This is a genomic window from Pseudomonas sp. S31, assembly GCF_016648105.1.
Taxonomy (GTDB): domain Bacteria; phylum Pseudomonadota; class Gammaproteobacteria; order Pseudomonadales; family Pseudomonadaceae; genus Aquipseudomonas.
Genome location: NZ_JACVVE010000003.1, coordinates 155,795 through 182,520 on the forward strand (window position 1 = coordinate 155,795; position 26,726 = coordinate 182,520).

Consider the following 26,726-nt stretch of genomic DNA (forward strand, 5'->3'; position numbering starts at 1 on the left):
GTACAAAAAATGAACAGGCGCCTTTATGGGTTGCTGCGCGCGGCGGTCAAAGGCATGCTGCAATCCCCTGCCGCTCCCTATTCACAAGAGGAACACAGCATGACGTCCACCGTATTCATCACAGGCGCGACTTCCGGGTTTGGCGAAGCCACCGCACGGCGCTTTGCCGAGGCAGGCTGGAAGCTGGTGCTCACCGGCCGGCGCAAGGAGCGTCTGGACGCTCTCTGCGCGGAACTGTCGGCCAAGACCGAAGTGCACGGCCTGGTGCTCGATGTGCGTGACCGCAACGCCGTGGAGGCCGCCATCGCCAGCCTGCCGCCAAGCTTCGACAAGCTGCAGGCGCTGGTCAACAACGCCGGTTTGGCGCTGGGCGTGGACGCCGCGCAGAACTGCAGCCTCGACGACTGGGAAACCATGGTCGACACCAACATCAAGGGCCTGATCTACACCACCCGCCTGTTGTTGCCACGCCTGATCGCCCACGGGCGGGGCGCGTCGATCCTCAACGTCGGTTCCGTGGCGGGCAACTACCCGTATCCGGGGAGCAACGTGTATGGCGGCACCAAGGCCTTCGTCGGCCAGTTCTCGCTGAGCCTGCGTTGCGACCTGCGCGGCACTGGCGTGCGGGTGAGCAACATCGAGCCTGGGCTGTGCGAAAGCGAGTTCTCGCTGGTGCGCTTCGGCGGTGACCAGGCCAAGTACGACGCCACCTACGCCGGCGCCGAGCCGATCCAGCCGCAGGACATCGCCGAGACCATCTTCTGGATCCTCAACCAGCCAGCCCACATCAACATCAACAGCCTCGAACTGATGCCGGTGAGCCAGGACTGGGCCGGGTTCTCGATCGACCGTTCCAAGGCCTGAAGGGGCTGACCCGGGGCTGCCTTGCAGCCCTTCGGTCGTGATGGGTCAGCGAAGCTGCTGCAAACCGTCGAGGCAGGTCGCCAAGTGATACGGCGTCGTCGATGGCATGTCGGGGCGGCTGACGGCGCCTTCGCCGTCCCGGCATTCATGCCACCCGCCCGCATGCAGGAAGCGCGTTTGCAGCGCCTGCAGCTGCGCCTGCAGTTTCGCCTCGCTACCTTTACGCAACGCCAGCGCTCGCAGGTATTCCGCCTGGGCCCAGATGCGCTGGGTGGCGTCTAGTACCTTGCCGTCGACATCGAGCATGGCCAGTACCGCCGCGTCCTTCACCCCACATTGCTCGGCATAGCCGAAGGCACGGTCGATGGAGGCATGCAGGGCGGTGTCGCGCAGCAGCTCGGAGGTGTCCAGCAGGTAGAACCACTCGAACTGGTGCCCGGGCTCGAACCAGTTATCCACAGCGCCACGGGGTTTCTCCAGCATCAGGCCATGCTGCGGGTCGATGAAATGCGCCTGCAACGCCTCGCACAATTCCAGCAGGGCCTGCTCGACCGAGGCATCCTCGCGTACGGCGAGCACCTGCAGGAAGGCCTCGGCCAGGTGCATCTGCGGGTTCTGCAATGGGCCGCTGGCGAGGTCCGACCAGTCCTCGCCGAGGCTGGCTTCGTACAGGCCGTCATCGCGGGCGAACTGCTCGGCGACCACTTCCAGTGCGGCGTTGAGGGTGGCCTCGACCAGGCCCTCGCCAGTCTTGCCCCAGTAGTGCGCGCAGGCGAAGACGATGAAGGCGTGGGTGTAGAGGTCCTTGCGCCGATCCAGCGGTTTGCCGTGGGCATCGATGCTGTAGAACCAGCCTCCGTGCTCGGCGTCGTGGAAGTGCTTCTGCAGCGAACGGAACAGCGCTGCCGCGCGCTCTGCCGCCCCCGGTTGGTCGATACGGCTGCTGAACAGGTACAGCTGGCGGGCGCAGGCCATGGCCCGGTAGCGTTGCACCGGCAGCGGCCGGTGTTGGCCGTCGAGCGCTTCGAAGGGCAGGGCCAGCTCGGCGTTCCAGCCTGGGCCTTGCCACAGCGGCACGATGCGCTCGGCGAAGTGCTGGTTGAAACGGGCCAGTTCGGGCAGGGTGGGGCGGGGGTCGGACATGAAGGCGCTCGTCACAATCGGGCAGTGCGCCATGGTAGCAGAAGTGGGGTTTGAGGTTCCTCAACCAGGATTACCCAACCCTTGCCAATGCCGCGCCCCGACGAAGATGAAGCGCAATTGCTGGGTGATCTTCTCCTGCGCCGTCAGCGCCTGTGGATAACCTTCTTCAGGGTTGTCGATGAGTTCGGGCAGGGTGGCGAACACGGTCTTCACCACCAGGTCGGCCATCACCGCCAGCGCGGCGTCGTCCAAGTGCTGCCAACGCTGCATGCGCGCCAGGTCGGTGGCCAGGTCGTGGCTGATACCTTGGCGCAGCCGGGCGATGGCCTGGCGTACCGCCTGCGAGCCGCCGTACTGTTCACGGGCCAGGAACAGGAACTGGGCATGGTGGGCAGCGACCACGTCAAGGAAGATCCGCACCGAAGCATCGGTGATGCCGCCCAGCTCGAATTCGTTTTGCCGCACCAGGCGGATGGTCTGGCGGAAGGTGGCGTCGACCTCGGCGACCAGGGCCAGGCCCAGGGCGTCCATGTCGGAAAAGTGTCGGTAGAAACCGGTGGGCACGATACCCGCAGCCTTGGCCACTTCGCGCAGGCTGATGCTGCCGAACCCCCGGCCGCTCTCCATGAGCTGGCAGGCGGCATCGAGCAGGGCCTGGCGAGTCTGTAGCTTCTGTTCGGCACGCGGCAGCATGGGGCACGCTTCTGTGGCGGTTGAGGCTGGGCACTCTAGTTAAAAAAACGAAGCCCGGTCAATGGACCGGGCTTGGAGGGGAGCAGGCACGATTGGCTGGGTTGTTCTTCTCGGCCATGGCGATCAGCCCATGTGGCTGAGTTCGATTAGGCGATCGGAGCCTCCCTCGGCCACGCGGCCGCTACGTTCGATGAGGCGGTCGGAGCCGCCTTCGGCCACGCGGCCAGCCCGTTCGATGAGACGATCGGAGCCACCTTCGGCGACGGTCTTCAGTGGCTGGGCCACGGAGGCGGGGTTCGAGCGTGCTTCGGCGGTGAGAGCCTGGTCGTCGGCCGGCATGGCGAACGCGTTGGCCGCGAGGATGGACAGGGTCAGGGTCAGCAAGTGGCGTTTCATGTTTCGGTGCTCCTCTGGCGGGGCGGGGAAGTGGGTACGGAGCCAATGCTACGCGCGGCCCCGCCAGAGAGAAGTTCATACGGGTAATGGTAACAATCGATGGTATTGATAGCGCGGCGCAGGCGCTCTGGAACAGCTGATACACAGCGGATGGTGGCTTTTTGCTTCAGATCGGCAAGCCCTTGGGTGCTACCGTGTCCGAAGGCAAAGCAGAACAAAAAGCCAAAAAACATTGGCTATCATGGCACCGCGATAAAACCCTCGGGGCTTTCATCAGTCCCACTTATCAAGGCCCCTGCTGCACCCGTTCCTGCCGTGTCGAAAGGAGAACCCCGCAATGACGCGCCCCGCCAGAATCATCGTCTGGACCCTCACCAGCCTGCTGACCCTGCTGGCCATCCTGGTGGTGGTGATCGCTACCTTCGACTGGAACCGGGTCAAGCCACTGTTGAACGACAAGGTGTCCGAGGCCTTGCACCGGCCCTTCGCGATCAACGGCAACCTCGCCGTCCAATGGCGCACGGAGCCCGAGGAAGGTGGCTGGCGTGCCTGGGTGCCATGGCCGCATTTCATCGCCGAGGACATCACCTTGGGCAACCCCGACTGGCTCAAGGAGCCGCAGATGGCTGGCCTGGAGCGCGTCGAGTTCCGCCTGGCGCCGCTGCCGCTGGTGTTCCAGCAGATCGTCATCCCGCGTATCGATCTGACCAAGCCGACCGCCAGCCTGACTCGCCTGGCTGATGGCCGGGCCAACTGGACCTTCGACTTCGGCCCCAAGGACGAGAACGAGCAACCCTCCAACTGGCAGCTGGACATCGGCGCCATCGGCTTCGACCAGGGTAACGTCAGTTTCGACGACCAGACCCTGAAAACCCGCATGAAGGTGCAGGTCGACCCGCTCGGCAAGCCAATCCCGTTCAGCGATATCGTCGGCAAGGCCAGCGCGGAAAAGGCCGGCGGCGCCCAGGACTACGCGTTCGGGTTCAAGGCCGAAGGCCGCTACAAGAACCAGCCGGTGTCCGGCACCGGCAAGATCGGCGGCCTGCTGGCGCTGCAGGATGCCAAGCAGCCGTTCCCGCTGCAGGCAGACGTGCGTATCGCCGACACCCATGTGGTGTTGGCCGGCACCCTGACCGACCCGCGCAACCTGGGCGCCCTGGACCTGCGCCTGCGCCTGTCCGGCGCCAGCCTGGGCAACCTCTATCCGTTGACCGGTGTGACCCTGCCGGACACTCCGGCCTATTCCACCGACGGTCACCTGCGCGCCAACCTGCATGCCGCACAAGGCGCCACCTTCGACTACCAGGGCTTCAACGGCAAGATCGGCGACAGTGACATTCATGGCGACCTGTCCTTCGTCGCCAGTCAGCCGCGGCCCAAGTTGTCTGGCAACCTGGTGTCCAACCAGTTGCTGTTCAAGGACCTGGCGCCGCTGATCGGCGCCGACTCCAACGCCGAACAGAAGGCTCGCGGCGGTGCCAGCAAGCAGCCCGCCGGCAAGGTACTACCGGTCGAGGAGTTCCGCACCGAGCGCTGGCGCGCCATGGACGCCGACGTGACCTTCGCCGGCAAGCGCATCGTGCACAGTGAAAAACTGCCGTTCAACGACCTGTCCGCCCATGTGATTCTCGACGACGGCCTGCTGCGCCTGCAGCCCCTGCGCTTCGGCGTGGCCGGTGGCAACCTGGCCTCGGTGATTCGCCTGGATGGCCGCAATGTGCCGTTGCAAGGCCACGCCAAGTTGACCGCACGCGGTTTCAAACTCAAGGAATTGTTCCCGGGCTTCGCGCCGATGCAGACCAGTTTCGGTCAGCTCAACGGCGATGCCGACATCCGTGGCCGGGGCAATTCGGTGGCGGCGCTGCTCGGCACCGCCAATGGCGACTTGCGCATGTTGATCAACGATGGCGCTATCAGCCGCAGCCTGATGGAAATCGCCGGGCTCAACGTGGGCAACTACGTGGTCGACAAGTTGTTCGGCGACGAAGACGTGAAGATCAATTGCGCGGCGGCGGACGTCGGTATCAAGGATGGCCTTGCCACCACCCGGTTGTTCATCTTCGATACCGAGAACGCGATCATCTACATCGACGGCACCGCCAACTTCGCCAGCGAGCAGTTGGATCTGAAGATCACCCCCGAGTCCAAGGGCCTGCGCCTGTTCTCGCTGCGCTCGCCGCTGTACGTGCGCGGGCCGTTCGCCAAGCCGGGCGCGGGCGTGCAGGCGGTGCCGCTGGCCCTGCGCGGCGCGGGGATGGTGGCGCTGGGTGTGGCGGTGGGCCCGGCGGCGGGGCTGCTGGCGCTGATCGCGCCGAGCAGCGGCGATGAGCCGAACCAGTGCACGCCATTGCTCGAGCAGATGAAAGCCGGCAAGGCGCCGGCTGCGGTGAAGGGCAAGAAGTAAGGGGTTGCAGGGGTTGACGGTATGGGGCTGCTTTGCAGCCCATCGCGGCATAAAGCCGCTCCTACATAGGATCTGCGTCAACCCAGAGGATACGCGGTCCCTGTAGGAGCGGCCTTGCGCCGCGATGGGCCGCAAAGCGGCCCCCCTACGATCACAACCCTTGCAACAGGTCCGACATGTCGTCGGCGTGCTCTTCTTCCTGGGCCAGGATGTCCTCGAAGATACGCCGGGTGGTCGGATCCTTGTCACCGATGTACTGGATGATCTCGCGGTAGCTGTCGATGGCGATCCGCTCGGCCACCAGGTCTTCGAGCACCATCTCCTTCAGCGTGCTGCCGGCGACGTACTGGGCATGGGAGTTCTTGCTCAGGTTGTCGGGGTTGAAGTCCGGTTCGCCGCCGAGCTGCACGATGCGCTCGGCCAGCTTGTCGGCGTGTTCGCTTTCCTGGTTGGCGTGCTCGAGGAATTCTGCTGCCGCTACGCTCGCCTTGATGCCGCTGGCCATGAAGTAGTGACGCTTGTAGCGCAGCACGCAGACCAGCTCGGTGGCCAGGGATTCGTTGAGCAGGGTGATGATGCGCTCGCGGTCGGCGTGGTAGCCCTCGGTCACGGCGCCATTTTCCACGTGCTGGCGGGCACGCTCGCGCAGGGTCTGGACATCGGTCAGTTCAGTGGCGTTCATGTTCATCTCCGAAAGAATCAGGGTGGTCATGGGGTCTCTCGAGACTTACGCGCCGTGAGCGGCGTCGCTGTCTTCTTGGCGTTGTTTGCAGGTCTTGAAGCCCTTGGCATCGACATGCCCGGTGGCGTCGAAGCGCACGTAATAGGGCTGCTGGTGGCCGTCACGGTTGAGGATGTAGTCGTTGCAGGTGCCGCCGTGGGGCAGGTCGGTGGCGTTGGACGGGCTGCCGCCGATGCTGATGACCTTCTGCATGGTCATACCGTTCTCGACCTGCTTGACCAGCGGCTCGTCGCGGTAGGTGACGTAATCCACCGGGTTTTCCGGACGGCTGCCGCAAGCGGCCAGGGTGGCGCTAGCCAGAAGGACTGCCAGGGTCTGCTTGTACATGGTCCCGCTCCTTGCTCAGGGGTCTGTTCAGGTTTGGAACCTCACGGCGGGCCGGGAGTTCGATTGCGATAGCCATTGGCCGCAAGCTAAGGTGAGGCCAATGGCCATGGACGAGGGCAGGGGCATGGGAGGGGAACTGGCGACGCGATACCCGCTGGTACTGGTGCCGGGCATGCTCGGCTTCGTCCGCGTGCTGCTCTACCCCTACTGGTTCGGTATCGTTCCGGCGCTGCGCAAGGGCGGGGCGCAGGTGTTCCCGGTACAGGTGTCGCCACTGCATTCGAACGAGGTACGGGGCGAGCAGCTGCTGGCGATCATCGAAGACATCTGCCAGCGCACCGGGGCCGCCAGGGTCAACCTGATCGGCCATAGCCAGGGCGCCCTCAATGCCCGCTATGCGGCGGCCAAACGCCCCTGGCGAGTTGCCTCGGTGACTTCGGTGGCGGGGCCCAACCACGGTTCGGAACTGGCCGACCATCTGTCGCGCACGGCGCCGGGCGGCTCGCTACGGGGCCATGCGCTCAAGGCGGTTCTGCTTGGCTGGGCACGCGTGCAGATGTGCCTGGAGACCGGTTGGCGCCATGAGCGGCTACCGCTCGACGTGCACGCCTCGCACCAGTCCCTGACCAGCGCCGGGGTGGCACTGTTCAACCAGGCTTATCCACAGGGCCTGCCCGAGACCTGGGGTGGCCAGGGGCCGGCCGAGGTGAATGGGGTGCGCTATTACTCGTGGTCTGGCACCGTGCAGCCAGGCCTGACCGACCAAGGGCGCAATCGGTTCGATGGCAGCAGCTATTTCTGCCGCCTGTTCGCCCGCAGTTTCGTCAAGGAAAAGGGCCAGTGCGACGGCATGGTCGGGCGCTTCAGTTCCCACCTGGGCCAGGTCATCGGCGACGATTACCCGCTCGATCACCTGGATATCGTCAACCAGTCGCTCGGCGCGGTAGGCAAGGGCGCCGAGCCGCTGCGGCTGTTCACCGAACATGCCGCACGGCTCAAGGCTGCCGGCCTCTAGCGGCGCACGGGAGTGGTCCAGCGTTCGGCCAGCACCACCCCGGCCAGGGTCAGCAGGCCACCGGCCAGGTGGTAGCTGGCCAGTTGCTCGTCCAGCACCACGGCGGCGATCACCGCCGTCACCACCGGCAGCAGGTTGAAGAACAGCGTCGTGCGGCTCGGCCCCAGGCGGTGCACGGCCTGCATCCACACCAGCGGGGCGATCATCGAGGCGAGCATGCAGGCATACAGCACCAGGCCGATGTTGTGGCCGTTCAGGCCGGTCTTTTCCGAAAGCAGGAACAGCGGCAGCAGTACCACGATGGCCACCAGCACCTGCAGGTACAGGACCTGCATCGGCGGCAGGCGCAGTTGCCACTTCTTCAGCAGGAAGCTGTACAGGGCGTAGGCCACGGTCGCCAGCAGCATCAGCAGGTCGCCGCCGTTGAGGCCCTGGGCCAGCAGGTTGGCCGGGTGCCCCGCGGACACCACGGTGACCACGCCGACCAGCGACACCAGCGCGCCGACCAGGGCGCCATAGCTCAGGCGCTGGCCCAGCCAGGCGATGGACAGGGCCAGCGACATCAGTGGCATCAGCGACAGGATGATGCCCATGTTGGTGGCGCTGGTGATGCCAGCGGCGAAGTACGCCAGGCTCTGGTACAGGGCCATGCCCAGCACGCTGAGGATGGCGATCTTGCCAAGGTGCGGGCGGATCGCCGCCCGGTTGCGCCAGGTCGCGGGCAGCAGGAACGGGGTGAACAGCGCCCCGGCCAGCAACCAGCGATAGAAGCCGATCTCGGCCGGGAAGATGGCGCCGGCGGACAGCTTGGTGACCACGGTGTTGCCGGCCCAGATGAGGATGGCGATCAAGGGAAACGCATAATTCATGCAGCAGGAGGCTCGTTGTACCGGCGCAGGCGCCTTGGCCGCACAGTATGCCGGCTGCTGCCCGGGTGGAATGTAAAAAAATTTGTCTACACTCAGGCGCATCCCCGTGCATCGGGCGCGGAGCCAAGGAGACCACTCCATGAAGATGCTGCATGTACCCTTTCTGGCATTGGCCGTGCTGTTCAGTGCGCAAGGATTCGCCGCCACTGCCCAGCAACAGAAGATGAAGACCTGCAACGCCGAGGCGACCGAGCAGACCCTCAAGGGCGATGAACGCAAGGCGTTCATGAGCAAATGCCTTAAAACCACCCAGCAGGAAAAGATGAAGACCTGCAATGCCGACGCCACCACCAAGGCGCTCAAGGGTGACGAACGCAAGGCGTTCATGAGCGACTGCCTGAAGAAGAAGTGAGCTGCGCCTATGCCTGCGGGACGAAGGCTGGCAGACTGCGGACCTCTCCTGTTGTCTGCCGTTGAGGCTGTATGACCTTCACCCCCCGCCAGATCACCCTGGCCAGCTGGATCATCGTGTTTGCCGGCCTGCTGCTGGCGTTGCCCCTGAAGTTGCTCCCCAGTCTGCTGGCCGGGCTGCTGGTGTTCGAACTGGTGAACATGCTCACCCCGCGCCTGCAACCGCTGATCGCCGGGCAGCGTGCGCGCTGGCTGGCGGTGGCCCTGCTCGGCACCCTGGTGGTCAGTACCCTGACGCTGCTGATCGCCGGCGCGTTCAGCTTCCTGCTGCACGAGGCCGAGAACCCTGGCGCCTCGCTGGACAAGTTCATGGCCCTGGTGGAGCGTGCCCGTGGCCAGCTGCCGCCATTCATCGAAGGCTACCTGCCGGCCAGCGCCGCCGAGTTCAAGGTGGCCATCGGCGACTGGCTGAAGAGCCACCTGGGCGAGCTGCAACTGGTCGGCAAGGGCATGGCGCACATGTTCGTGACCCTGCTGATCGGCATGATCCTCGGCGCCATCGTCGCCTTGCAGCGCATTCCCGACATTTCCCGACGCAAGCCGTTGGCTGCGGCCTTGTTCGAACGCCTGAACCTGCTGGTACAGGCGTTTCGCAACATCGTCTTCGCGCAGATCAAGATCTCGCTGCTCAACACCACCTTCACCGGCATCTTCCTCGCAGTGGTGCTGCCGCTGTTCGGCGTGCACCTGCCGTTGACCAAGACCCTGATCGTGCTGACCTTCCTGCTGGGCTTGCTGCCGGTGATCGGCAACCTGATGTCCAACACGCTGATCACCATCGTCGGCTTGTCGCTGTCGATCTGGGTGGCGGTGGCGGCGTTGGGCTACCTGATCGTCATCCACAAGGTCGAGTACTTCCTCAACGCGCGGATCGTCGGTGGGCAGATCAGTGCCAAGTCGTGGGAGCTGCTGCTGGCGATGCTGGTGTTCGAGGCGGCGTTCGGCCTGCCGGGGGTGGTGGCGGGGCCGGTGTATTACGCGTATCTGAAGAGCGAGCTGAAGCGCGCCGAGCTGGTTTGATCATGTGTTGACCTGCGCTGGCCTCTTCGCGGGTAAACCCGCTCCTACAGGGCCTGGTGGAGACCTGTAGGAGCGGGTTAACCCGCGAAGAGGCCAGTGCAGGCTAGAGGGTTGTCAGGCCTCCCCGTACCGCTTGCGTGCCTCGATCGCCAACCCGCTGCCGATGCTGCCGAAGATGTTGCCCTCCACATGCCGCGCATTGGGCAGCATCGCCGCCACGCTGTTGCGCAGCGCCGGAATGCCGCTGGAACCCCCGGTGAAGAACACCGTATCCACCTGCTCCTGGCTCACACCCGCTTTGGCCAGCAGTTCGTCGACACTGCCGCGCACGCGCTCCAGCAGCCCCTCGATGGCTTCCTCGAACAGCACCCGGGTCAGCTGCGCAGCCAGCGCAGGCTCGACCCGGCCCAGATCGATAGTGCGGCTCGGCTGTTCGGTCAGCTCGATCTTGCTGGCTTCCACTTCCATCGCCAGCCAGTGGCCGGCGCGCTGTTCGATCAGCTTGAACAGGCGGTCGATGCCCTGGGTGTCCTCGATGTCGTAGCGCATGCTGCCCAGGGCCAACTGCGACTTCTGCCCGTACAGGGCGTTGATGGTGTGCCAGGTGGCCAGGTTCAGGTGGTAGCTGGTGGGCATCAGGGCGCCGCTTTTCATCCGGCTGCCGTAGCCGAACAGCGGCATCACGCCTTGCAGGCTCAACTGCTTGTCGAAATCGGTACCGCCGATGTGCACGCCGCCGGTGGCGAGGATGTCGCTCTGGCGCTCGGCCACCTGGTGGCGTTCGGGCGACAGGCGGATCAGGGTAAAGTCCGAGGTACCACCGCCGATATCGACGATGAGCACCAGCTCTTCACGGCTGATGCCCGACTCGTAGTCGAACGCTGCGGCAATCGGCTCGTACTGGAACGACACGTCCTTGAAGCCGATCTTGCGCGCCACCTCGGCCAGGGTATCCTCGGCCTCCTGGTCGGCGGCCGGGTCTTCGTCGACGAAGAACACCGGGCGGCCCAGCACGACCTGGTCAAAGCTGCGCTCGGCGGCGGCCTCGGCGCGCTTTTTCAGCTCGCCGATGAACATGCCCAGCAGGTCCTTGAACGGCAGGGCGCTGCCCAGCACGCTGGTGTCGTGCTTGATCAGCTTGGATCCCAGCAGGCTCTTGAGCGAGCGCATCAGGCGGCCTTCGTAGCCTTCCAGGTACTCGTGCAGGGCCAGGCGGCCATAGACGGGGCGACGCTCCTCGATGTTGAAGAAGACCACCGAGGGCAGGGTGATCTTGCCGTCCTCCAGGGCGATCAGCGATTCCACGCCCGGGCGGTGCCAGCCGACCGTGGAGTTGGAGGTGCCGAAGTCGATACCGAGGGCGCGGGCCGGGGATACGTCAGACATGGGAACAGGCTTCCGGAGGCAAAACGGCCGCGCAGTGTATGCCAGTTGGCTACAGAATCAAGACCGGTCGTCTGCCCCAAGACAAAGCCAAGCGAACCTTGAAAGGCTATGCTTGGCCCTTATCTTCAGATGCAACACGCAAATTCACACGGGTGATCCGTAGATGGACTTCAAAGACTATTACAAGATACTTGGCGTAGAGCCCACGGCGGACGAGAAGGCGATCAAGACCGCGTACCGCAAGCTGGCGCGCAAGTATCACCCCGACGTCAGCAAGGAGCGCGACGCCGAGGAGAAATTCAAGGAGGCCAACGAGGCCTACGAAGTGCTGGGCGACGCCGAGAAGCGCGCCGAGTTCGACGAGATCCGCAAGTACGGCGGCCAGCATGGCCGGCCGTTCCAGGCGCCACCGGGCTGGGAGAGCCGTGGCGGTGCGGGCGGCGGTTTCGAGGGCGGCGACTTCTCTGATTTCTTCAGCTCCATTTTCGGCGCACGGGGTGGCAACCCCTTCGGTGGCGCCCGGCAACAGCGCAGTGCCGGCAGGCGAGGGCAGGACGTGGAGTTGGAACTGGCGATTTTCCTCGAAGAAACCCTGAGCAAGGAATCCAAGCAGATCAGCTTCCAGGTGCCGCAGACCAACGCCGCGGGCCAGCGTACCGGGTTCACCACCAAGACCCTGAACGTGAAGATCCCCGCCGGAGTGACCGACGGCGAACGCATCCGCCTGAAAGGCCAGGGCGCGCCGGGCGTGGGCGGCGGCGCCAATGGCGACCTGTTCCTGACCATCCGCATGGCGCCGCACCCGCTGTTCGATGTCGAAGGCCACGACCTGATCATCACCGTGCCGCTGGCGCCGTGGGAAGCGGCGCTGGGCACCAAGGTGGCCGTGCCGACCCTGACCGGCAAGATCAACCTGACCATCCGCCCCGACAGCCAGAGCGGCCAGCGCCTGCGGGTGCCTGGCATGGGCCTGGCGAACAAGCAGGGCGAGCGCGGCAACCTCTACGCCCAGCTCAAGGTGGTGATGCCACCGGCATCCGATGCCGCGGCCCGTGAATTGTGGAGCCAGCTTTCCGAGAAGGCGGCGTTCGACCCGAGGACACAATGGAGTAAGTGATCATGAGCAGCACCCTGATCGTTCAACTGGACATGCGTACCCTCTGCCAGGAGGCCGACATCACGGCCGACTGCGTGATCGAAATCGTCGAGCATGGGATTGTCGAGCCGTTGGGAAGAACGCCGGAAGACTGGCTGTTCGACGATCAGGCGCCGCTCGTGGCCAAGCGTGCGGCCAAGCTGCACCAGGAGCTGGAGCTCGAATGGGAAGGGGTGGCGCTGGCCCTGGAACTGCTGCAGGAGGTGCAGCAGTTGCGCACCGAGAACAGCATGCTGAGGCAGCGGCTGGGGCGGTTCATCCAGATGTGAGGTGGCCTGCGCGGGCCTCTTCGCGGGTAAACCCGCTCCTACAGGGTGTTGCCCTCTGTAGGAGCGGGTTTACCCGCGAAGAGGCCCGCGCAGGCGCTAAATCCCTCAGCTCGGCTCCGCCCCCGGGTTCAACACCAGCTGCATGAACGTCAGGTCCAGCCACTTCCCGAACTTCACCCCCACCTGCGGCATCTGCCCGGTCACCACGAACCCCAGCCGCTCGTGCAGGCGCACCGACGCCGCATTACCGCTCTCGATAGCCGCGACCATCACGTGCTTGCCGCAGCCACGCGCACGCTCGATCAGCGCCGCCAGTAACTGTGGCCCCAGGCCCTTGCCGCGCTGGTCGCCACGCACGTACACCGAATGCTCCACGGTCAGGCGAAAGCCCTCGAACGGCCGCCAGTCGCCGAACGAGGCATAGCCCAGCACGCCGCTGTCATCCACCGCCACCAGGATCGGATAGCCCTGTTGGGCGCGGGCGGCGAACCAGGCCTGGCGGTTGGCCAGGTCCACCGGGGTTTCGTTCCAGATCGCGGTGGTGTTGCGCACCGCGTCGTTGTAGATGTCGAGGATGCCCGGCACGTCGGTGGGCAAGGCATCGCGGATGTCGTGGCTCATTGCAGCGTCTCACAGGGTCGATGGATGCAGATTAAATGGTTACCAGCCCGCGCACACCTTCGGCCTGCATGTTTTCACCGCGCCCACGCTGGACGATCTCGCCACGGGCCATGACCAGGTACTGGTCGGCCAGCTCCTCGGCGAAGTCGTAGAACTGCTCGACCAGCAGGATGGCCATGTCGCCGCGTTCGGCCAGGCGGCGAATGACCGCGCCGATTTCCTTGATCACCGAAGGTTGGATGCCTTCGGTGGGTTCGTCGAGGATCAGCAGCCGGGGGCGGCTGGCCAGGGCGCGACCGATGGCCAGCTGCTGCTGTTGGCCGCCGGAGAGGTCGCCGCCTCGGCGTTGTTTCATCTGTTCCAGTACCGGGAACAGTTCGTAGATGAATGCAGGTACTTCGCGTGCCTCACGGGCGGAGAAACGCGACAGGCCCATCAGCAGGTTTTCTTCCACGGTCAGGCGCGGGAAGATCTCGCGGCCCTGGGGTACGTAGGCGATGCCGGCGTGGACCCGTTGTTGCGGCTTGAGCGTGGTGATTGGCTTGCCTTCCCACTCGATGCTGCCTTCGCGAGCCGGCACCAGGCCCATCAGGCAGCGCAGCAGGGTGGTCTTGCCGACGCCGTTGCGCCCAAGCAGGCAGGTGACTTCGCCGACCTTGGCCTCGAAGGACAGGCCGCGCAGGATGTGGCTGCCGCCGTAGTATTGGTGCAGGGTGTCGATCTTGAGCATGTGCGTATTCCTGAAAGAAATGTGGCACCAGTGCCGGCCCTTTCGCGACTGTAGGAGCGGCTTTAGCCGCGAAAGGGCCGGCACAGGTTTCCTTGTCTAACGGCCCAGATACACCTCGACCACCCGCTCATCGGCCTGCACCTGCTCCAGCGACCCCTCCGCCAGCACACTGCCCTGGTGCAACACGGTGACATGGTCGGCGATGCTGCCGACGAAGCCCATGTCATGCTCCACCACCATCAGCGAGTGGCTGCCGGCCAGGCCCTTGAACAGCTCGGCGGTGAACTCGGTCTCGGCATCGGTCATGCCCGCCACCGGCTCGTCGAGCAACAGCAGGCGTGGCTCCTGCACCAGCAGCATGCCGATTTCCAGGAATTGCTTCTGCCCGTGCGAGAGCAAGCCTGCCTGGCGTTGGGCCAGTGGCAGCAGGCGCAGGGTGGTGAGTACCTCCTCGATGCGTGAACGTTGCTCGCCGCTCAGGCGCGCTGCCAGGCTGGCCCATACCGACTTGTCGGCCTTGAGCGCCAGTTCGAGGTTCTCGAACACGGTCAACGCCTCGAACACGGTGGGTTTCTGGAACTTGCGGCCGATGCCGGCCTGGGCGATCTGGTATTCGCTCATGCGGGTCAGGTCGAGGGTGTCGCCGAAATAGGCGCTGCCGGTGTCGGGGCGGGTCTTGCCGGTGATCACGTCCATCATCGTGGTCTTGCCGGCGCCGTTGGGGCCGATGATGCAGCGCAGCTCGCCCACGCCGATGTACAGGTTCAGGGCGTTCAACGCCTTGAAGCCGTCGAAGCTGACGCTGATGTCCTCGAGGCTCAGCACCGTGCCGTGACGGGTGTCCAGGCCGGCCTTGCGAGCGTGGCCCAGGCCGATCGCCTCGCGGCCGCTGCCCAGTGGGTCGAAGACCGGTTCGAGCATGAATTCCGGGTGCACCGGCGGGATGCCTTTCATGGCTGGCTCCTTTTCTTCAGCAGGCCGACCACGCCCTTGGGCAGGTACAGGGTGACGAGGATGAACAGCGCGCCGAGGAAGAACAGCCAGAACTCCGGGAAGGCCACGGTGAACCAGCTCTTCATGCCGTTGACCAGGCCGGCGCCGAGCAGTGGCCCGATCAGCGTGCCACGGCCACCCAGAGCTACCCACACGGCCGCTTCGATGGAATTGGTGGGCGACATCTCGCTGGGGTTGATGATGCCTACCTGGGGCACGTACAGCGCCCCGGCCAGGCCGCACAGCACGGCGCTCAGCACCCACACCAGCAACTTGAAGCCGCGTGGGTCGTAGCCGCAGAACATCAGCCGGTTCTCGGCGTCGCGCACGGCGGTGAGCAGGCGCCCGAACTTGCTGGTGGTCAGGCGCCAGCACAGGTACAGGCTGGCCAGCAGCAGGCCGACGGTGAGTGTGAACAGCACCGCCCGGGTGCCCTGCGCGGCGATGTCGAAGCCGAGGATGCTGCGGAAGCTGGTGAAGCCGTTGTTGCCGCCGAAGCCGGTCTCGTTGCGGAAGAACAGCAGCATGCCGGCGAAGGTCAGGGCCTGGGTCATGATCGAGAAGTACACGCCCTTGATCCGCGACCGGAAGGCGAACCAGCCGAACACCAGCGCCAGCAGGCCCGGTGCCAACACCGCCAGGCACAGGGCCCAGGCGAAGTGCTGGGTACCGGCCCAGTACCAGGGCAGCTCGGTCCACGACAGGAAGGTCATGAAGCTCGGCAGGCCGTCGCCTGCGGCCTGGCGCATCAGGTACATGCCCATGGCATAGCCGCCCAGGGCGAAGAACAGGCCATGGCCGAGCGACAGCAGCCCGGCATAGCCCCAGACCAGGTCCAGGGCCAGCGCCACGATGGCGTAGCAGAGCACCTTGCCGACCAGGGTCAGGGTATAGGCCGAGACCTGCAGGGCGTGCCCGGCCGGTAGCAGCGACAGCGCCGGCAGAGCCAGCAACAGCAGGACGACGACGGCGCCGATGGCCAGCGACAGGCGCAGCCCGGCCTTTTGCGCAGCGGTGACAAGCAGTGGCTGGTTCATCAGTCGATTACCCGTCCCTTGAGGGCGAACAGGCCTTGCGGGCGTTTCTGGATGAACAGAATGATCAACGCAAGGATGAGGATCTTGCCGAGCACCGCACCGATCTGCGGCTCCAGCAGCTTGTTGGCGATACCGAGGCCGAACGCGGCCCACAGGCTGCCGGCCAGTTGCCCGACACCGCCCAGCACCACGACCAGGAACGAGTCGATGATGTAGCTCTGGCCGAGGTCTGGCCCGACGTTGCCGACCTGGCTCAGGGCCACGCCGCCAAGCCCGGCGATACCCGAGCCGAGGCCAAAGGCGAGCATGTCGACGCGGCCAGTGGAGACGCCACAGCAGGCAGCCATGTTGCGGTTCTGAGTGACCGCCCGCACGTTCAGGCCCAGCCGCGTGCGGTTGAGCAGCAGCCAGGTGAGCAGCACCACGGCCAGGGCGAAGCCGATGATCACCAGGCGGTTGTAGGGCAGCACCAGGTTGGGCAGCAGTTGCACCCCGCCGGACAGCCAGGCCGGGTTGCTCACCTCGACGTTCTGCGCGCCGAACAGCAGGCGGATGGCCTGGATCAGGATCAGGCTGATGCCCCAGGTCGCCAGCAGGGTCTCCAGTGGCCGGCCATAGAGGTGGCGAATGATGGTGCGCTCCAGCGCCATGCCGACCCCGGCGCTGACGGCGAACGCCACCGGCAGGGCGATCAGCGGGTAGAACTCGATGGCGCCAGGGGCGTAGCGCTGCACCAGCACCTGGACCATGTAGGTGCTGTAGGCACCGAGCATGAGCATTTCGCCATGGGCCATGTTGATCACCCCGAGCAGGCCGAAGGTGATGGCCAGGCCCAAGGCCGCCAGCAACAGGATCGAGCCCAGCGACAGGCCGCTGAAGGCCTGCCCGAGCAGCTCGCCGAACAGCAGCTTGCGCTTGACCTGGGCCAGGCTGGTTTCGGCGGCGTTGCGCACGTTGGCATCGGTTTCGGCGCCGTCCTGCAGCAGGGCTTCAAGGCGTGTGCGGGCCAGCGGGTCGCCGGTCTCACCGAGCAGGCGTACGGCGGCCAGGCGCACCGCAGGTTCGCTGGCGCCCAGTTGCAGGTTGGCCAGGGCCAGGCTCAGAGCAGCGTGCACCGCAGGGTCGGTTTCGCTGGCGAAGCGCCGGTCGAGGTAGGCCATCTGCGCCGGTTGCGCGCTCTTTTGCAGTTGCAGGGCAGCCGTCAGGCGGGTTGCGCTGTCGTCGCTGAGCAACTGGTGGCTGGCCAGGGCGTTGTCGATCAGGCCACGCAGGCGGTTGTTGAGGCGGACCTTGCGGGTGTCGTCTGGGGCGATGCGGCCTTGCTTCAACTCTTCGAGCAGGGCGAGCCTGGCCGGCTCTGGCTGAGCCGCCCAGTCCTGGAGCAGGTGGGCCTGCTCGGCGGGCTTGGCGGTGAGGAAGAATTCGCCTTCGCTGGCTTGGGTGGCCAGGGGTAGCAGGAGCAGTAGGGTGAGCAGGAATCTGAGCATGCGAGCAATCCTGGAAAATCGGCGGTGGATTCTTCGCGGGTAAACCCGCTCCTACACGGCCAGCGCTGCCCTGTAGGAGCGGGTTTACCCGCGAATGGCCCCTACACTCAGTTGGCCTTCACCGCATAATCCGGCCGCTTGTCGTTGCCCGGAATGAACGGGCTCCACGGCTGCGCCCGCAGTGGCTGCTCGGTTTCCCACACCACGCTGAACTGCCCGTCGTCCTGGATCTCGCCGATCATCACCGGCTTGTGCAGGTGATGGTTGGTCTTGTCCATGGTCAGGGTGAAACCCGACGGCGCCTTGAAGGTCTGCCCGGCGAGGGCCTCGCGGACCTTGTCGACATCGGTGGACTTGGCCTTTTCCACTGCCTGCGCCCACATGTGGATGCCGACGTAGGTGGCCTCCATCGGGTCGTTGGTCACCGCCTTGTCGGCGCCCGGGAGGTTCTTGGCCTTGGCGTAGGCCTTCCAGTCGGCGACGAACTGCTGGTTGACCGGGTTGTCCACCGATTCGAAGTAGTTCCACGCCGCCAGGTGGCCGACCAGTGGCTTGGTGTCGATGCCGCGCAGTTCCTCCTCACCCACCGAGAAGGCCACCACCGGGACGTCGGTGGCCTTCAGGCCCTGGTTGGCCAGCTCCTTGTAGAACGGTACGTTGGAGTCGCCGTTGACGGTGGAGATCACTGCAGTCTTGCCGCCAGCGGAGAACTTCTTGATGTTGGCGACGATGGTCTGGTAGTCGGCGTGGCCGAACGGTGTGTACACCTCCTCGATGTCCTTGTCGGCCACGCCCTTGCTATGCAGGAAGGCGCGCAGGATCTTGTTGGTGGTGCGCGGGTAGACATAATCGGTGCCCAGCAGGAAGAAGCGCTTGGCGCCACCGCCGTCCTCGCTCATCAGGTACTCGACCGCCGGGATGGCCTGCTGGTTGGGCGCCGCGCCGGTGTAGAAGACGTTCGGCGACATTTCCTCGCCTTCATACTGCACCGGGTAGAACAGCAGCCCATTGAGCTCCTCGAACACCGGCAGCACCGACTTGCGCGACACCGAGGTCCAGCAGCCGAACACCACGGCGACCTTGTCCTGGGTCAGCAGCTGGCGGCTCTTCTCGGCGAACAGCGGCCAGTTCGATGCCGGGTCCACCACCACCGGCTCGAGCAGCTTGCCATTGACCCCGCCCTTGGCGTTGATCTGCTCGATGGTCATCAGCGCCATGTCCTTGAGCGACGTCTCGGAAATCGCCATGGTCCCCGACAGCGAATGCAGGATGCCGACCTTGATGGTCTCGGCGGCCTGGATGCTCCAGCTCAGGCCCATCGCTGCGATCGATGCGCTGAGGGTAAAGGCCTTGATCAGACTGCGACGCTTCATGTGCTCTCTCCGCTGAGTTTTTATGGTGTTGGCCAAGCGGGAGGGGCGTTGCAAGGGGTGTGCCGAGCGGCGAAATGGGCGGATTAGACGGGGTGTGCGAGGTTATAGGGCGTTGCGGCGGTCCAGGTTGGTGCCGGGAGGATGTGTATGCACAGCAATGGGGCCGCGTAGCGGCCCCCTGCTATATCAGCCGTTACGCACAGCGCTGCGCGGATGGCGCTTGCTGCGCACGAACTGGTAGGTGATCGCCAGCACCACGAACCAGATCGGCGTGACCACCAGCGCCGCCCGGGTGTCGGCCTCCAGGCTCAGCAACACCAGGATGAAGGCGAAGAACACCAGGCACACATAGCACATGAAGCGCCCGCCGGGCATCTTGTAGCTCGACGCCTGGTGCAACGCAGCACGGTGCTTGCGGTAGTTCAGGTAGGACAGCAGGATCAGCGTCCAGACGAACATGAACAGCACCGCCGACACCGTGGTGACCAGGGTGAAGGCCGTGACCACGTCGGGCACCAGGTAGATCAGCACCGCGCCCAGCAGCAGGCAGGTGCAGGAGAAGTACAGGCCGTTGGCCGGCACGGCGCGGCGCGACAGGCGCTCGAAGGCGCGTGGGGCATCGCCTTCCTGGGCCAGGCCGTAGAGCATGCGGCTGGTGGAGAACACGCCGCTATTGGCCGACGACGCCGCCGAGGTCAGCACCACGAAGTTGATGATGCTCGCCGCCGCTGGCAGGCCGGCCAGCACGAACAGCTCGACGAACGGGCTCTTGCCCGGCACCACGTCGCGCCAGGGCGTCACGGCCATGATCGCCACCAGTGCCAGCACGTAGAACACGATGATCCGGATCGGGATCGAGTTGATCGCCCGTGGCAGGGTGCGCTCGGGGTTCTTCGCTTCGGCGGCGGTGGTGCCGACCAGTTCGATGCCGACGAAGGCGAACACGGCGATCTGGAAACCGGCGAAGAAGCCCATCAGGCCGTTGGGGAACATGCCGCCGTCGTTCCACAGGTTGGCCAGTTGCGCGGTGCTGCCGCTGGGCGAGGTGAAGCCGGTGACGACCATGTACAGGCCGGTGGCGACCAGGCCGAGAATGGCGACGATCTTGATCAGGGCGAACCAGAACTCCAGCTCGCCGAACATCTTCACCGTCACCAGGTTCAGCGACAGCAACACGGCGACGCAGGTCAGCGCCGGTATCCATTGCGGCAGGTCGGGGAACCAGAACTGCGTGTAGGCGGCGATCGCCACCACGTCGGCGATGCCGGTGACCACCCAGCAGAACCAGTAGGTCCAGCCGGTGAAGTAGCCGGCCCAGGGGCCTAGCAGGTCGGCGGAGAAATCGATGAACGACTTGTAGTTGAGGTTCGACAGCAGCAACTCGCCCATCGCTCGCATGACGAAGAACAGCATGAAGCCGATGATCATGTAGACGAAGATGATCGACGGGCCGGCCAGGCTGATGGTCTTGCCCGAGCCCATGAACAGGCCGGTGCCGATCGCGCCGCCGATGGCGATCAACTGGATGTGGCGGTTGGTCAGGTTGCGTTGCAGATGCTGGTCATCTGGCGCAGTGGGTGACGATTGGGTCATTAGGCTGCATTCCCTTGAGAGTCAGTCTTCTTGTGTGAAATAGCCGGGTAGGCTAACACGGGCGTGCCAGATAGGGGCGCGACAGATCGACTCGACTTTTGGGTAGCAGGGTTTCGCCTGTGCCGGCCTCTTCGTGCCGAACCGCCGCGAAGAGGCCGGCACAGGCTGAAACTCAGGCGCTGGCCAGCACCCGACGCCGCCTTACCACCAGGCTATCCACCACCCACATCACCAGCATCGACACCCCCACCAGCGGGAACATCACCCCGAGCACCAGCATCACGCCCACGGCGGTCTTCCAGCGTGGCAGGTCATGGCGCAGCGGTGGCACGCCCAGCCCACCCTCTGGCCTGCGCTTCCACCACATCACCAGCCCGCTCACCGACCCCAGCAGGATCATCAGGCACACCAGCAGGATGATGATCTGGTTCAACGGCCCGAACATCCGACCTTCGTGCAGCATCACCCCCAGTTCGGTGGCTCGCGCCACTGGGTTGTAGTCCGCCCAGCGCACGTCCGCCAGCACCTCGCCGGTGTACTGGTCGACATGCAGGGTGGCGTCGTTGCGCGGGTCGTCGGCGAACACCGAGAGGGTGAACACGCCGTCGGCGGTGGTCGGCAAGGTGATGCTGTAGCCCGGCTCGACCTGGCGTGCAGTGGCGATGTCCTCGACCTGCTGCAAGCTGACCTGCGGCGCGGCAGGCATGTCGGACATCATGTGGTGCCCGGCATGTTCGGCATGCGCGCCAGACTGTGGCATCGGCGTGTTTTCCATCGCCCATGGCACGGTCTGGCGATGCGCGCTGTTCAGCTCGCGCGCTTGTTGGTCCGACTTGGGCACGTCGTTCCACATGGCCGCCGGGAACGTGTTCCACACATCGGCATACTGCTTGCCCCACATTCCCGTCCAGGTCATGCCGCTGACCAGCATCAGCAACAGCAGCGCCGAGCCCCAGAACCCTGTCACCGCATGCAGGTCGCGCCACAGCACACGGCCCTTGGCACCGAGGCGCGGCCAAAGCACGCCCTTGCCGCCCCGTCCGCGCGGCCACCACAGGTACAGCCCGGACACCACCAGCACGATGCCCCAGCCTGCCGCCAGCTCCACCAGCCGGTCGCCGACCGTGCCGACCATCAGCTCGCCATGCAGCGCCCGGGCAATCGCCTGCAGGTTTTGCTTGCCATCCTGCTCGCCGAGGACCTTGCCGCTGTATGGGTCGACGAACACGTTCAGCTCGCGGCCGCCGTCATGCACCACGAACTGCGCGCTGCGCTCGGCGTCGAGCGGCGGCAGGTATTGGCCGACATGGCCCTTCGGGTAAGCCTTGGCGACTTCGGCCAGCAAGGCATCGGCGGTCTGTCGATGGTGACCGGCCTCGACCACCATCAGGTCGCGATACATCCACGGATCGAGCTGTGGCTTGAACAGGTAGATGATCCCGGTGAGCGCCAGCAGGATCATGAAAGGGGCGACGAACAGCCCGGCATAGAAATGCCAGCGCCAGGCCAGGTTGTAGAAGGAAACACGTGTTCCGCTCATGGGAACCTCCTGTTTGACCAGCTGAGGGCGCGCCCGTGGACGCGCCCGTTGTTGTTGTCAGAAGCTCAAATCGACCTTGGTCCAGAAGGTCCGGCCTGGCTCGTTCACCGGCTGTGGATCTATGGCCGGGTAGCCGAACCCGGCGTTCCCGGCCAGGTTCAGGTGCTCGGCGTAGGTCTTGTCGAACAGGTTGTCGACCCCTGCGCTGAGCTTGAGGTTGTGGTTCACCTTGTAGGTGCCGTTGAGCGAGAACACGCCGAAGCCGGCGCTCTTGTCGTAGTCCTTGCCGACCACGTTGCCCTGGCTTTCGGCGATGCGGTTCTGCGCCGCCACCAGCCGCCAGAGCGCGCCGGCACTCCAGCTATCGCGGCTGTAGGTCAGGCCCAGGCGGCTCTCCAGTGGCGGCATCTGCGGCAGCGCCTTACCGTCGCTGCTGTTCTTGCCCCAGGCGTAGGCCAGGGTGGCATCGGCCTTCCACTGTTCGGTCAGCTTGTAGGCCGCGCCCAGCTCACCGCCCATGATGCGTGCGTCGATGTTCTGCGCCTGGGAGGTGCTCATGCCCATCATCGCGCTGCGATAGTCGAACAGGATGTAGTCGCGGATCTGCCCGAGATAACCCGATGCCCAGGCTTCCAGGCGCGCGTCGCGGTACTGGATGCCGAAATCGAGCTGGGTGGTCTTCTCCGGCTTGATGCTGTCGAAGGCGTTGACCGAGCCGCTAGGCCCCTGGTCCGGGGAGAACAGCTCCCAGTAGTCGGGGAAGCGCTGGGCATGGCCGAGGCCGATGTAAGCAGTGGCAGGCAGTGCCGTCAGGTCATGCTCGTAGCGCACGAAACCGCTGGGCAGGGTGTCGGCGCGGGTATTGCCTGCGGTCGCGCTGTCGTCGCGAAAATCCCGCGCCGAGGCGCGGTCCAGGCGCAGACCGGTGATCACGCGGTCCTCGCCCGTGGCGTACCAGGTCAGTTCACCGAACGCACCGTAGTTGTGGAAATCGGCGTCCTTGGTCCAAGGCAGGTTCTTGTAGGTGTCGACGCCCATTGCGCTGCGCGCGCGGTGCTCGTTGGTCTGCGCGTCGAGGCCGCTGATCAGTTGCACGTCGGCCCAGCGCCAGGTGGCCTTGATCCGCGCGCCCAAGGTGCGGCGGTCGACGGCAGCGGCCATGGGGCCGGCCATCATGCCGGTGCCCGATGGCGTGCGCAGGCTGTAGTTGTCCATCACATGGTCGGCGTAGTTGTAGTAGACCTGTGCCTCGACCTTGTCGAGCACCTCGCCGAGGTTGGACTTCTCGAATCGCAAGCCCAGGCTTTCGCGCTTGAACTGCGCGCCATCCATGCCACGCCCGGCATAGCGTGCCTCGCCATCGCCCTTGCCCGCGGTGAGCTCGAGCAGGGTGTCGGCGTCGGGCGTCCAGCCCAGGGTGATGTCGCCGTTCCATTTGTCCCAGCGCGACGGCACGGTGTCACCGTTGCCATCGTGGTAGTCGTCCGAACGCGACTGGTTGCCGACGAAGCGCGCGTAGCCCTGGCTGTTGCCCGCTGCGGCGTCGAGCACCTTGTCGAAGCGGCCGTTGGAACCGGCCAGGAGGCTTGCGTTGACGCGGCTGCCGAGGGTGCCGAACTTCTCCGGTTCACGCTCGAAGAGGATGGTGCCAGCCGAGCCGCCGGGGCCCCAGATCACGCTTTGCGGGCCCTTGATCACGGTGAGGCGGTCGTAGGTTTCCGGCGAGATGTACGAGGTCGGGGCGTCCATGCGGTTGGGGCAGGCGCCGAGCATCACGCCGCCGTTGGTGAGGATGTTCAAGCGTGAGCCGAACATGCCGCGCAGTACCGGGTCGCCATTGGTGCCGCCGGCGCGGATGGCCGAGAAGCCGGGGATGGTTTTCAGGTAGTCGGCACCATCGCTGGCCGGTACTGGCTGGCGAGGGTCCTTGGGGTTGGTGACCACGGTCAGCGGCGAGCTCGGCGCCAGGGCGGTGATCACCGTCGGGCTCAGCTCGGCGTCATGGCCCTCATGGCCAGGGTCGGCGGCCAGGGCCATGGGCGCGAGCAGCGAGCCGCACAGTGCGGCGAATGTCCCTCGCAGGAAGGGAGCTGAAACAGGGGTGCAGCCGGACATAGTGATTCCAGTCGATCAGTCATGAGTGGGCGCGAAGCCTCTTGGCTCCGTGCGATACCGGGGGTGTCAGACGCTGATCGAAAGGGGCGGCGCGCGGCTGCGCGCACCAGGGAATACAGCCTGCCGGGCGTGGCCCTGGCGTGTGGGCGCGGCAGTGAGGGTAATGGGAGCGGCGCTGGCGACGCTGAGCGGGCTGAGGGTTTGCGGCAGCGCGGGGCAATTGAACAACAGGCTGCAGTAGCCGCATTTTTCCCACATCACATGCAGCTGGCCATCGTTGCCGTGGCCGTGATGGGAGTCGCTGCCGTGGGCGTGGGCCGCAGGCATGGACATCGACATGTCCATCGGCATGCTCATGCCGGCGTGGTGGTCCATCGGCATCGACTGGGAAATCAGTGGGCCGATGAAGATCATCCACATGGCGAACAGGCTCAGCCAGCCGCCACCGACGCGCCTGCGTTCAGGGCGGGAGGTAGGGCTGTGGCTGTTGCGCGGCAGGCTCATGCTGGCGAGCACCTGTCAGCTAGCGGTCAGTGCGCGTGTTCGTGAGCCTGCGGCTGGTCCGCCGGCGCCTGCTTCTGCACGGCCACCTCGACGGTGATGTCACCGGCCTTTTCGAAGTGCAGGGTCAGCGGGAAGCGCTTGCCATCGCCGAGCAGGCTGCGGTCCTTGGGCTGCATGAGCATCACGTGGTAGGCGCTGGGGGCGAAGGTCAGGTCCTTGCCGGCAGGCACCACCACGCTTTGCACCTGCTGCATCTGCATGGCGCCGCTGGCGCTCATGGTGTGCTCGTGCAACTGCGCATCGTCACTGATCGGGCTGTCGACGCCCAACAGACGGTCATCGGCCTTGCCATTGTTGTGCACGATGAAATAGGCGGCGACATTGGGCGCATTGGGCGGTAGTTGCAGCGACCACGGGTGGGCGATGTGCAGGTCGCCCACGGTGTATTCATGTGCGTTGGCGTAGGCGCCGGGCAGCAGCAGGGCAGCCAGTACGAGAGCTTGCTTGAGCATGGTGAGTCTCCGATCTGTTCAGGTTCAGGCAGACAGCGTGATGAACTCAGACCAGTGGAGAGGCACGGGGATTGAGCGCAGGCCATAGCTGGCGCGGCGTCGGTTGGTAGCTGGCGGCTGGTGGCGCATGCCCGGCCAGCAGCGTGGGCGGGTTGTGCAGCTGTGGCGGGTAGCCCGGCAGGGCCAGCAGCGGCGCGCCAGCGGAACAGCACCAGCAATGCTGCATGCTGGAGTGGTCGTCGTTTTGCGTGCCGAGGTCGATCTTGGCCAGGGCCTGGACATCGACTTTGGCCTTGCCGGCCATGCTGGAACAGAAAGCCCCCCACAGCAGCTGCTCCGCCGGGCCCTTGGGCGCGGCAGAAGACAGCGGCATGGCCAGCAGGTTGAACAGCACTGCAAGGCAGGCTATCCAGGCAATGTGCCGACGTGGGGGCATGGAGAGATCCGGTCAGGAATCGTGGGCGGTATTGTAAGGCGGAGTATAGGTAAAAATGTGCGGGTGCGGTGAAGTGACGCAGGTGGGCAGGTGAAGCGGTGTCGCCTGCCTCGCGGGCAAGTCGCCGCTGCGACTTGCCCGCGAAAGGACGTGAATCAAGTTCAGAGCTTGTTGCGGCCCAGCAACCCGCGCACGGTTTCCTGCAGGTCGGCCGGCAGCACCACCACCTTGGCGTTGTCGCTGCCCGCCAGGTTCTCCATGGCGCCGATGTAACGCTCGCCCAGCAGGTACATGGCCGGCACCGTCTCGCTGCCCACGGCTTCCTTGACCAGCGAGATCGCCCGCGCCGAGGCTTCGGCGAGGTTGATCTGCGCCTCGGCATCGAGCTTGGCCGATTGCAGCCGCGCCTCGGCCTCGAGGATGGCCGCCTGTTTGTTGCCCTCGGCGCGGGTCACGTCGGCTTTACGCTCACGCTCGGCGGCGGCCTGGCGCTCCATGGCCGCCTGCATGTTCTGCGATGGCTTGATGTCCTGGATCTCCACCGAGCGCACGGTCACGCCCCAGTCCTCGGTCTGCTCGGACATCGCCTCGCGCAGGCGTGCCTTGATCTGCTCGCGGCTCGACAGCGCTTCGTCGAGGTCCATGGCACCGACGATGGCGCGCAGCGAGGTCATGGTCAGGCTGGTGACGGCGAACGAGAAGTTCTGCACGCCATAGGACGCCTTCTGTGGGTCGATGACCTTGGCGAAGCACAGGGCGTTGGCGACGATCACCGCGTTGTCGCGGGTGATGATTTCCTGCTCCTGCACATCGAGGATGATGTCCTTGGTCGGCAGACGGTAGGCGACCACGTCCATGTACGGGATGAGGATGTTCAGGCCGGGCTTGAGGGTGCTGTGGTAGCGGCCCAGGCGCTCGACGATCCACTCTTCGCCCTGGGGCACGATGCGCACCCCCTTGAACACGGTGATCAGGACGAACAGGGCGAGGGCGCCGACGATGATGAGGCTGGTCATGTTGCTGAGTTCCT

General features: G+C 65.3%; 26 protein-coding genes and 1 pseudogene. 7 read left to right on the forward strand and 20 right to left on the reverse strand.

Features of this window, described 5'->3' with window-relative positions; all coding sequences use genetic code 11:
* The first annotated feature begins 99 nt into the window (after window positions 1–99).
* Window positions 100–864 carry an SDR family oxidoreductase gene (locus IAE37_RS04465; RefSeq protein WP_201169834.1) on the forward strand — a complete coding sequence of 255 codons (765 nt, stop codon included), beginning with the start codon at window positions 100–102 and terminating at the stop codon, window positions 862–864.
* Window positions 865–909: 45 nt separating this feature from the next.
* On the opposite strand, the gene IAE37_RS04470 is transcribed toward IAE37_RS04465, so the two are convergent.
* The 3 genes and pseudogenes from IAE37_RS04470 to IAE37_RS04480 form a co-directional block, all read right to left on the reverse strand.
* Complete coding sequence (locus tag IAE37_RS04470; RefSeq protein WP_201169836.1) at window positions 910–2,007, reverse strand: AGE family epimerase/isomerase; 1,098 nt, start codon at window positions 2,005–2,007, stop codon at window positions 910–912.
* A gap of 60 nt (window positions 2,008–2,067) precedes the next feature.
* Window positions 2,068–2,700: a TetR family transcriptional regulator gene (locus tag IAE37_RS04475; protein WP_201169838.1), complete on the reverse strand. Its 633-nt coding sequence runs from the start codon at window positions 2,698–2,700 to the stop codon at window positions 2,068–2,070.
* A gap of 135 nt (window positions 2,701–2,835) precedes the next feature.
* A pseudogene (locus IAE37_RS04480) lies at window positions 2,836–3,096 on the reverse strand (hypothetical protein); the annotation flags it as partial.
* Window positions 3,097–3,433: 337 nt separating this feature from the next.
* Here IAE37_RS04480 and IAE37_RS04485 point away from each other — a divergent pair.
* Complete coding sequence (locus IAE37_RS04485; RefSeq protein WP_201169839.1) at window positions 3,434–5,500, forward strand: AsmA family protein; 2,067 nt, start codon at window positions 3,434–3,436, stop codon at window positions 5,498–5,500.
* 151 nt (window positions 5,501–5,651) lie between these two features.
* Here IAE37_RS04485 and IAE37_RS04490 read toward each other — a convergent pair whose 3' ends face one another.
* Together IAE37_RS04490 and osmE are read right to left on the reverse strand one after the other, a co-directional pair.
* Window positions 5,652–6,182, reverse strand: a complete 531-nt coding sequence (locus IAE37_RS04490) for a ferritin-like domain-containing protein (protein WP_201170010.1) — start codon at window positions 6,180–6,182, stop codon at window positions 5,652–5,654.
* A 45-nt stretch (window positions 6,183–6,227) separates the two neighbouring features.
* Window positions 6,228–6,569, reverse strand: a complete 342-nt coding sequence (osmE, locus tag IAE37_RS04495) for an osmotically-inducible lipoprotein OsmE (protein ID WP_201169841.1) — start codon at window positions 6,567–6,569, stop codon at window positions 6,228–6,230.
* 124 nt (window positions 6,570–6,693) lie between these two features.
* Here osmE and IAE37_RS04500 point away from each other — a divergent pair, with 124 nt between their 5' ends.
* Complete coding sequence (locus IAE37_RS04500) at window positions 6,694–7,584, forward strand: esterase/lipase family protein (RefSeq protein WP_201170013.1); 891 nt, start codon at window positions 6,694–6,696, stop codon at window positions 7,582–7,584.
* Here the strand turns inward: IAE37_RS04500 and IAE37_RS04505 are convergent.
* Entirely contained in the window at window positions 7,581–8,453 is an 873-nt protein-coding gene (locus IAE37_RS04505) for a DMT family transporter (protein WP_201169843.1), read from the reverse strand. The two genes, IAE37_RS04500 and IAE37_RS04505, sit on opposite strands and share 4 nt — an antisense overlap.
* A 139-nt stretch (window positions 8,454–8,592) precedes the next feature.
* Here IAE37_RS04505 and IAE37_RS04510 point away from each other — a divergent pair, with 139 nt between their 5' ends.
* Window positions 8,593–8,865, forward strand: coding sequence for a PsiF family protein (locus IAE37_RS04510; RefSeq protein WP_201169845.1), 273 nt, complete (start codon window positions 8,593–8,595; stop codon window positions 8,863–8,865).
* 71 nt (window positions 8,866–8,936) lie between these two features.
* Window positions 8,937–9,944 carry an AI-2E family transporter gene (locus IAE37_RS04515; protein WP_201169847.1) on the forward strand — a complete coding sequence of 336 codons (1,008 nt, stop codon included), beginning with the start codon at window positions 8,937–8,939 and terminating at the stop codon, window positions 9,942–9,944.
* A 114-nt stretch (window positions 9,945–10,058) separates the two neighbouring features.
* Here IAE37_RS04515 and IAE37_RS04520 read toward each other — a convergent pair whose 3' ends face one another.
* The gene (locus tag IAE37_RS04520) at window positions 10,059–11,330 is read right to left on the reverse strand and encodes an Hsp70 family protein (protein WP_201169850.1); all 1,272 of its coding nucleotides are present in this window, start codon (window positions 11,328–11,330) and stop codon (window positions 10,059–10,061) included.
* A gap of 163 nt (window positions 11,331–11,493) precedes the next feature.
* Here IAE37_RS04520 and cbpA point away from each other — a divergent pair, with 163 nt between their 5' ends.
* Entirely contained in the window at window positions 11,494–12,447 is a 954-nt protein-coding gene (gene cbpA, locus IAE37_RS04525) for a curved DNA-binding protein (protein ID WP_201169851.1), read from the forward strand.
* A gap of 2 nt (window positions 12,448–12,449) precedes the next feature.
* Entirely contained in the window at window positions 12,450–12,755 is a 306-nt protein-coding gene (locus IAE37_RS04530) for a chaperone modulator CbpM (protein ID WP_201169854.1), read from the forward strand.
* Between the two features lie 105 nt (window positions 12,756–12,860).
* Here IAE37_RS04530 and IAE37_RS04535 read toward each other — a convergent pair whose 3' ends face one another.
* From IAE37_RS04535 to IAE37_RS04595, 13 genes are all read right to left on the reverse strand, one after another.
* Window positions 12,861–13,376 carry a GNAT family N-acetyltransferase gene (locus IAE37_RS04535; RefSeq protein ID WP_201169857.1) on the reverse strand — a complete coding sequence of 172 codons (516 nt, stop codon included), beginning with the start codon at window positions 13,374–13,376 and terminating at the stop codon, window positions 12,861–12,863.
* A 31-nt stretch (window positions 13,377–13,407) separates the two neighbouring features.
* Window positions 13,408–14,106: an urea ABC transporter ATP-binding subunit UrtE gene (gene urtE, locus IAE37_RS04540; protein WP_201169860.1), complete on the reverse strand. Its 699-nt coding sequence runs from the start codon at window positions 14,104–14,106 to the stop codon at window positions 13,408–13,410.
* Between the two features lie 96 nt (window positions 14,107–14,202).
* Window positions 14,203–15,060: an urea ABC transporter ATP-binding protein UrtD gene (gene urtD, locus IAE37_RS04545; protein ID WP_201169862.1), complete on the reverse strand. Its 858-nt coding sequence runs from the start codon at window positions 15,058–15,060 to the stop codon at window positions 14,203–14,205.
* Window positions 15,057–16,136 (reverse strand): urea ABC transporter permease subunit UrtC, encoded by a 1,080-nt coding sequence (gene urtC / locus IAE37_RS04550; RefSeq protein ID WP_201169864.1) that lies wholly within the window; start codon window positions 16,134–16,136, stop codon window positions 15,057–15,059. The genes urtD and urtC overlap by 4 nt, the downstream gene beginning before the upstream one ends.
* Window positions 16,136–17,623, reverse strand: a complete 1,488-nt coding sequence (gene urtB / locus IAE37_RS04555; RefSeq protein WP_201169866.1) for an urea ABC transporter permease subunit UrtB — start codon at window positions 17,621–17,623, stop codon at window positions 16,136–16,138. Before urtB ends, urtC begins: the two co-directional genes overlap by 1 nt.
* Before the next feature lie 107 nt (window positions 17,624–17,730).
* The gene (gene urtA, locus IAE37_RS04560; RefSeq protein WP_201169868.1) at window positions 17,731–18,996 is read right to left on the reverse strand and encodes an urea ABC transporter substrate-binding protein; all 1,266 of its coding nucleotides are present in this window, start codon (window positions 18,994–18,996) and stop codon (window positions 17,731–17,733) included.
* A gap of 186 nt (window positions 18,997–19,182) precedes the next feature.
* The gene (cycA, locus tag IAE37_RS04565; RefSeq protein ID WP_201169870.1) at window positions 19,183–20,589 is read right to left on the reverse strand and encodes a D-serine/D-alanine/glycine transporter; all 1,407 of its coding nucleotides are present in this window, start codon (window positions 20,587–20,589) and stop codon (window positions 19,183–19,185) included.
* A gap of 172 nt (window positions 20,590–20,761) precedes the next feature.
* A complete protein-coding gene (locus tag IAE37_RS04570; protein WP_201169872.1) occupies window positions 20,762–22,129 on the reverse strand; it encodes a PepSY-associated TM helix domain-containing protein in 1,368 nt (455 codons plus the stop codon).
* Between the two features lie 57 nt (window positions 22,130–22,186).
* Window positions 22,187–24,244 carry a TonB-dependent copper receptor gene (locus tag IAE37_RS04575; RefSeq protein WP_201169875.1) on the reverse strand — a complete coding sequence of 686 codons (2,058 nt, stop codon included), beginning with the start codon at window positions 24,242–24,244 and terminating at the stop codon, window positions 22,187–22,189.
* 66 nt (window positions 24,245–24,310) lie between these two features.
* On the reverse strand, window positions 24,311–24,748 hold the full coding sequence (locus IAE37_RS04580; RefSeq protein WP_201169877.1) for a DUF2946 domain-containing protein: 438 nt from the start codon (window positions 24,746–24,748) through the stop codon (window positions 24,311–24,313).
* Window positions 24,749–24,774: 26 nt separating this feature from the next.
* Window positions 24,775–25,260, reverse strand: a complete 486-nt coding sequence (locus IAE37_RS04585; RefSeq protein WP_201169879.1) for a copper chaperone PCu(A)C — start codon at window positions 25,258–25,260, stop codon at window positions 24,775–24,777.
* A gap of 46 nt (window positions 25,261–25,306) precedes the next feature.
* Window positions 25,307–25,696 (reverse strand): DUF2946 domain-containing protein, encoded by a 390-nt coding sequence (locus tag IAE37_RS04590; protein WP_201169881.1) that lies wholly within the window; start codon window positions 25,694–25,696, stop codon window positions 25,307–25,309.
* A gap of 161 nt (window positions 25,697–25,857) precedes the next feature.
* Window positions 25,858–26,712 (reverse strand): SPFH domain-containing protein, encoded by an 855-nt coding sequence (locus IAE37_RS04595; protein ID WP_201169883.1) that lies wholly within the window; start codon window positions 26,710–26,712, stop codon window positions 25,858–25,860.
* Window positions 26,713–26,726 lie beyond the last annotated feature (14 nt).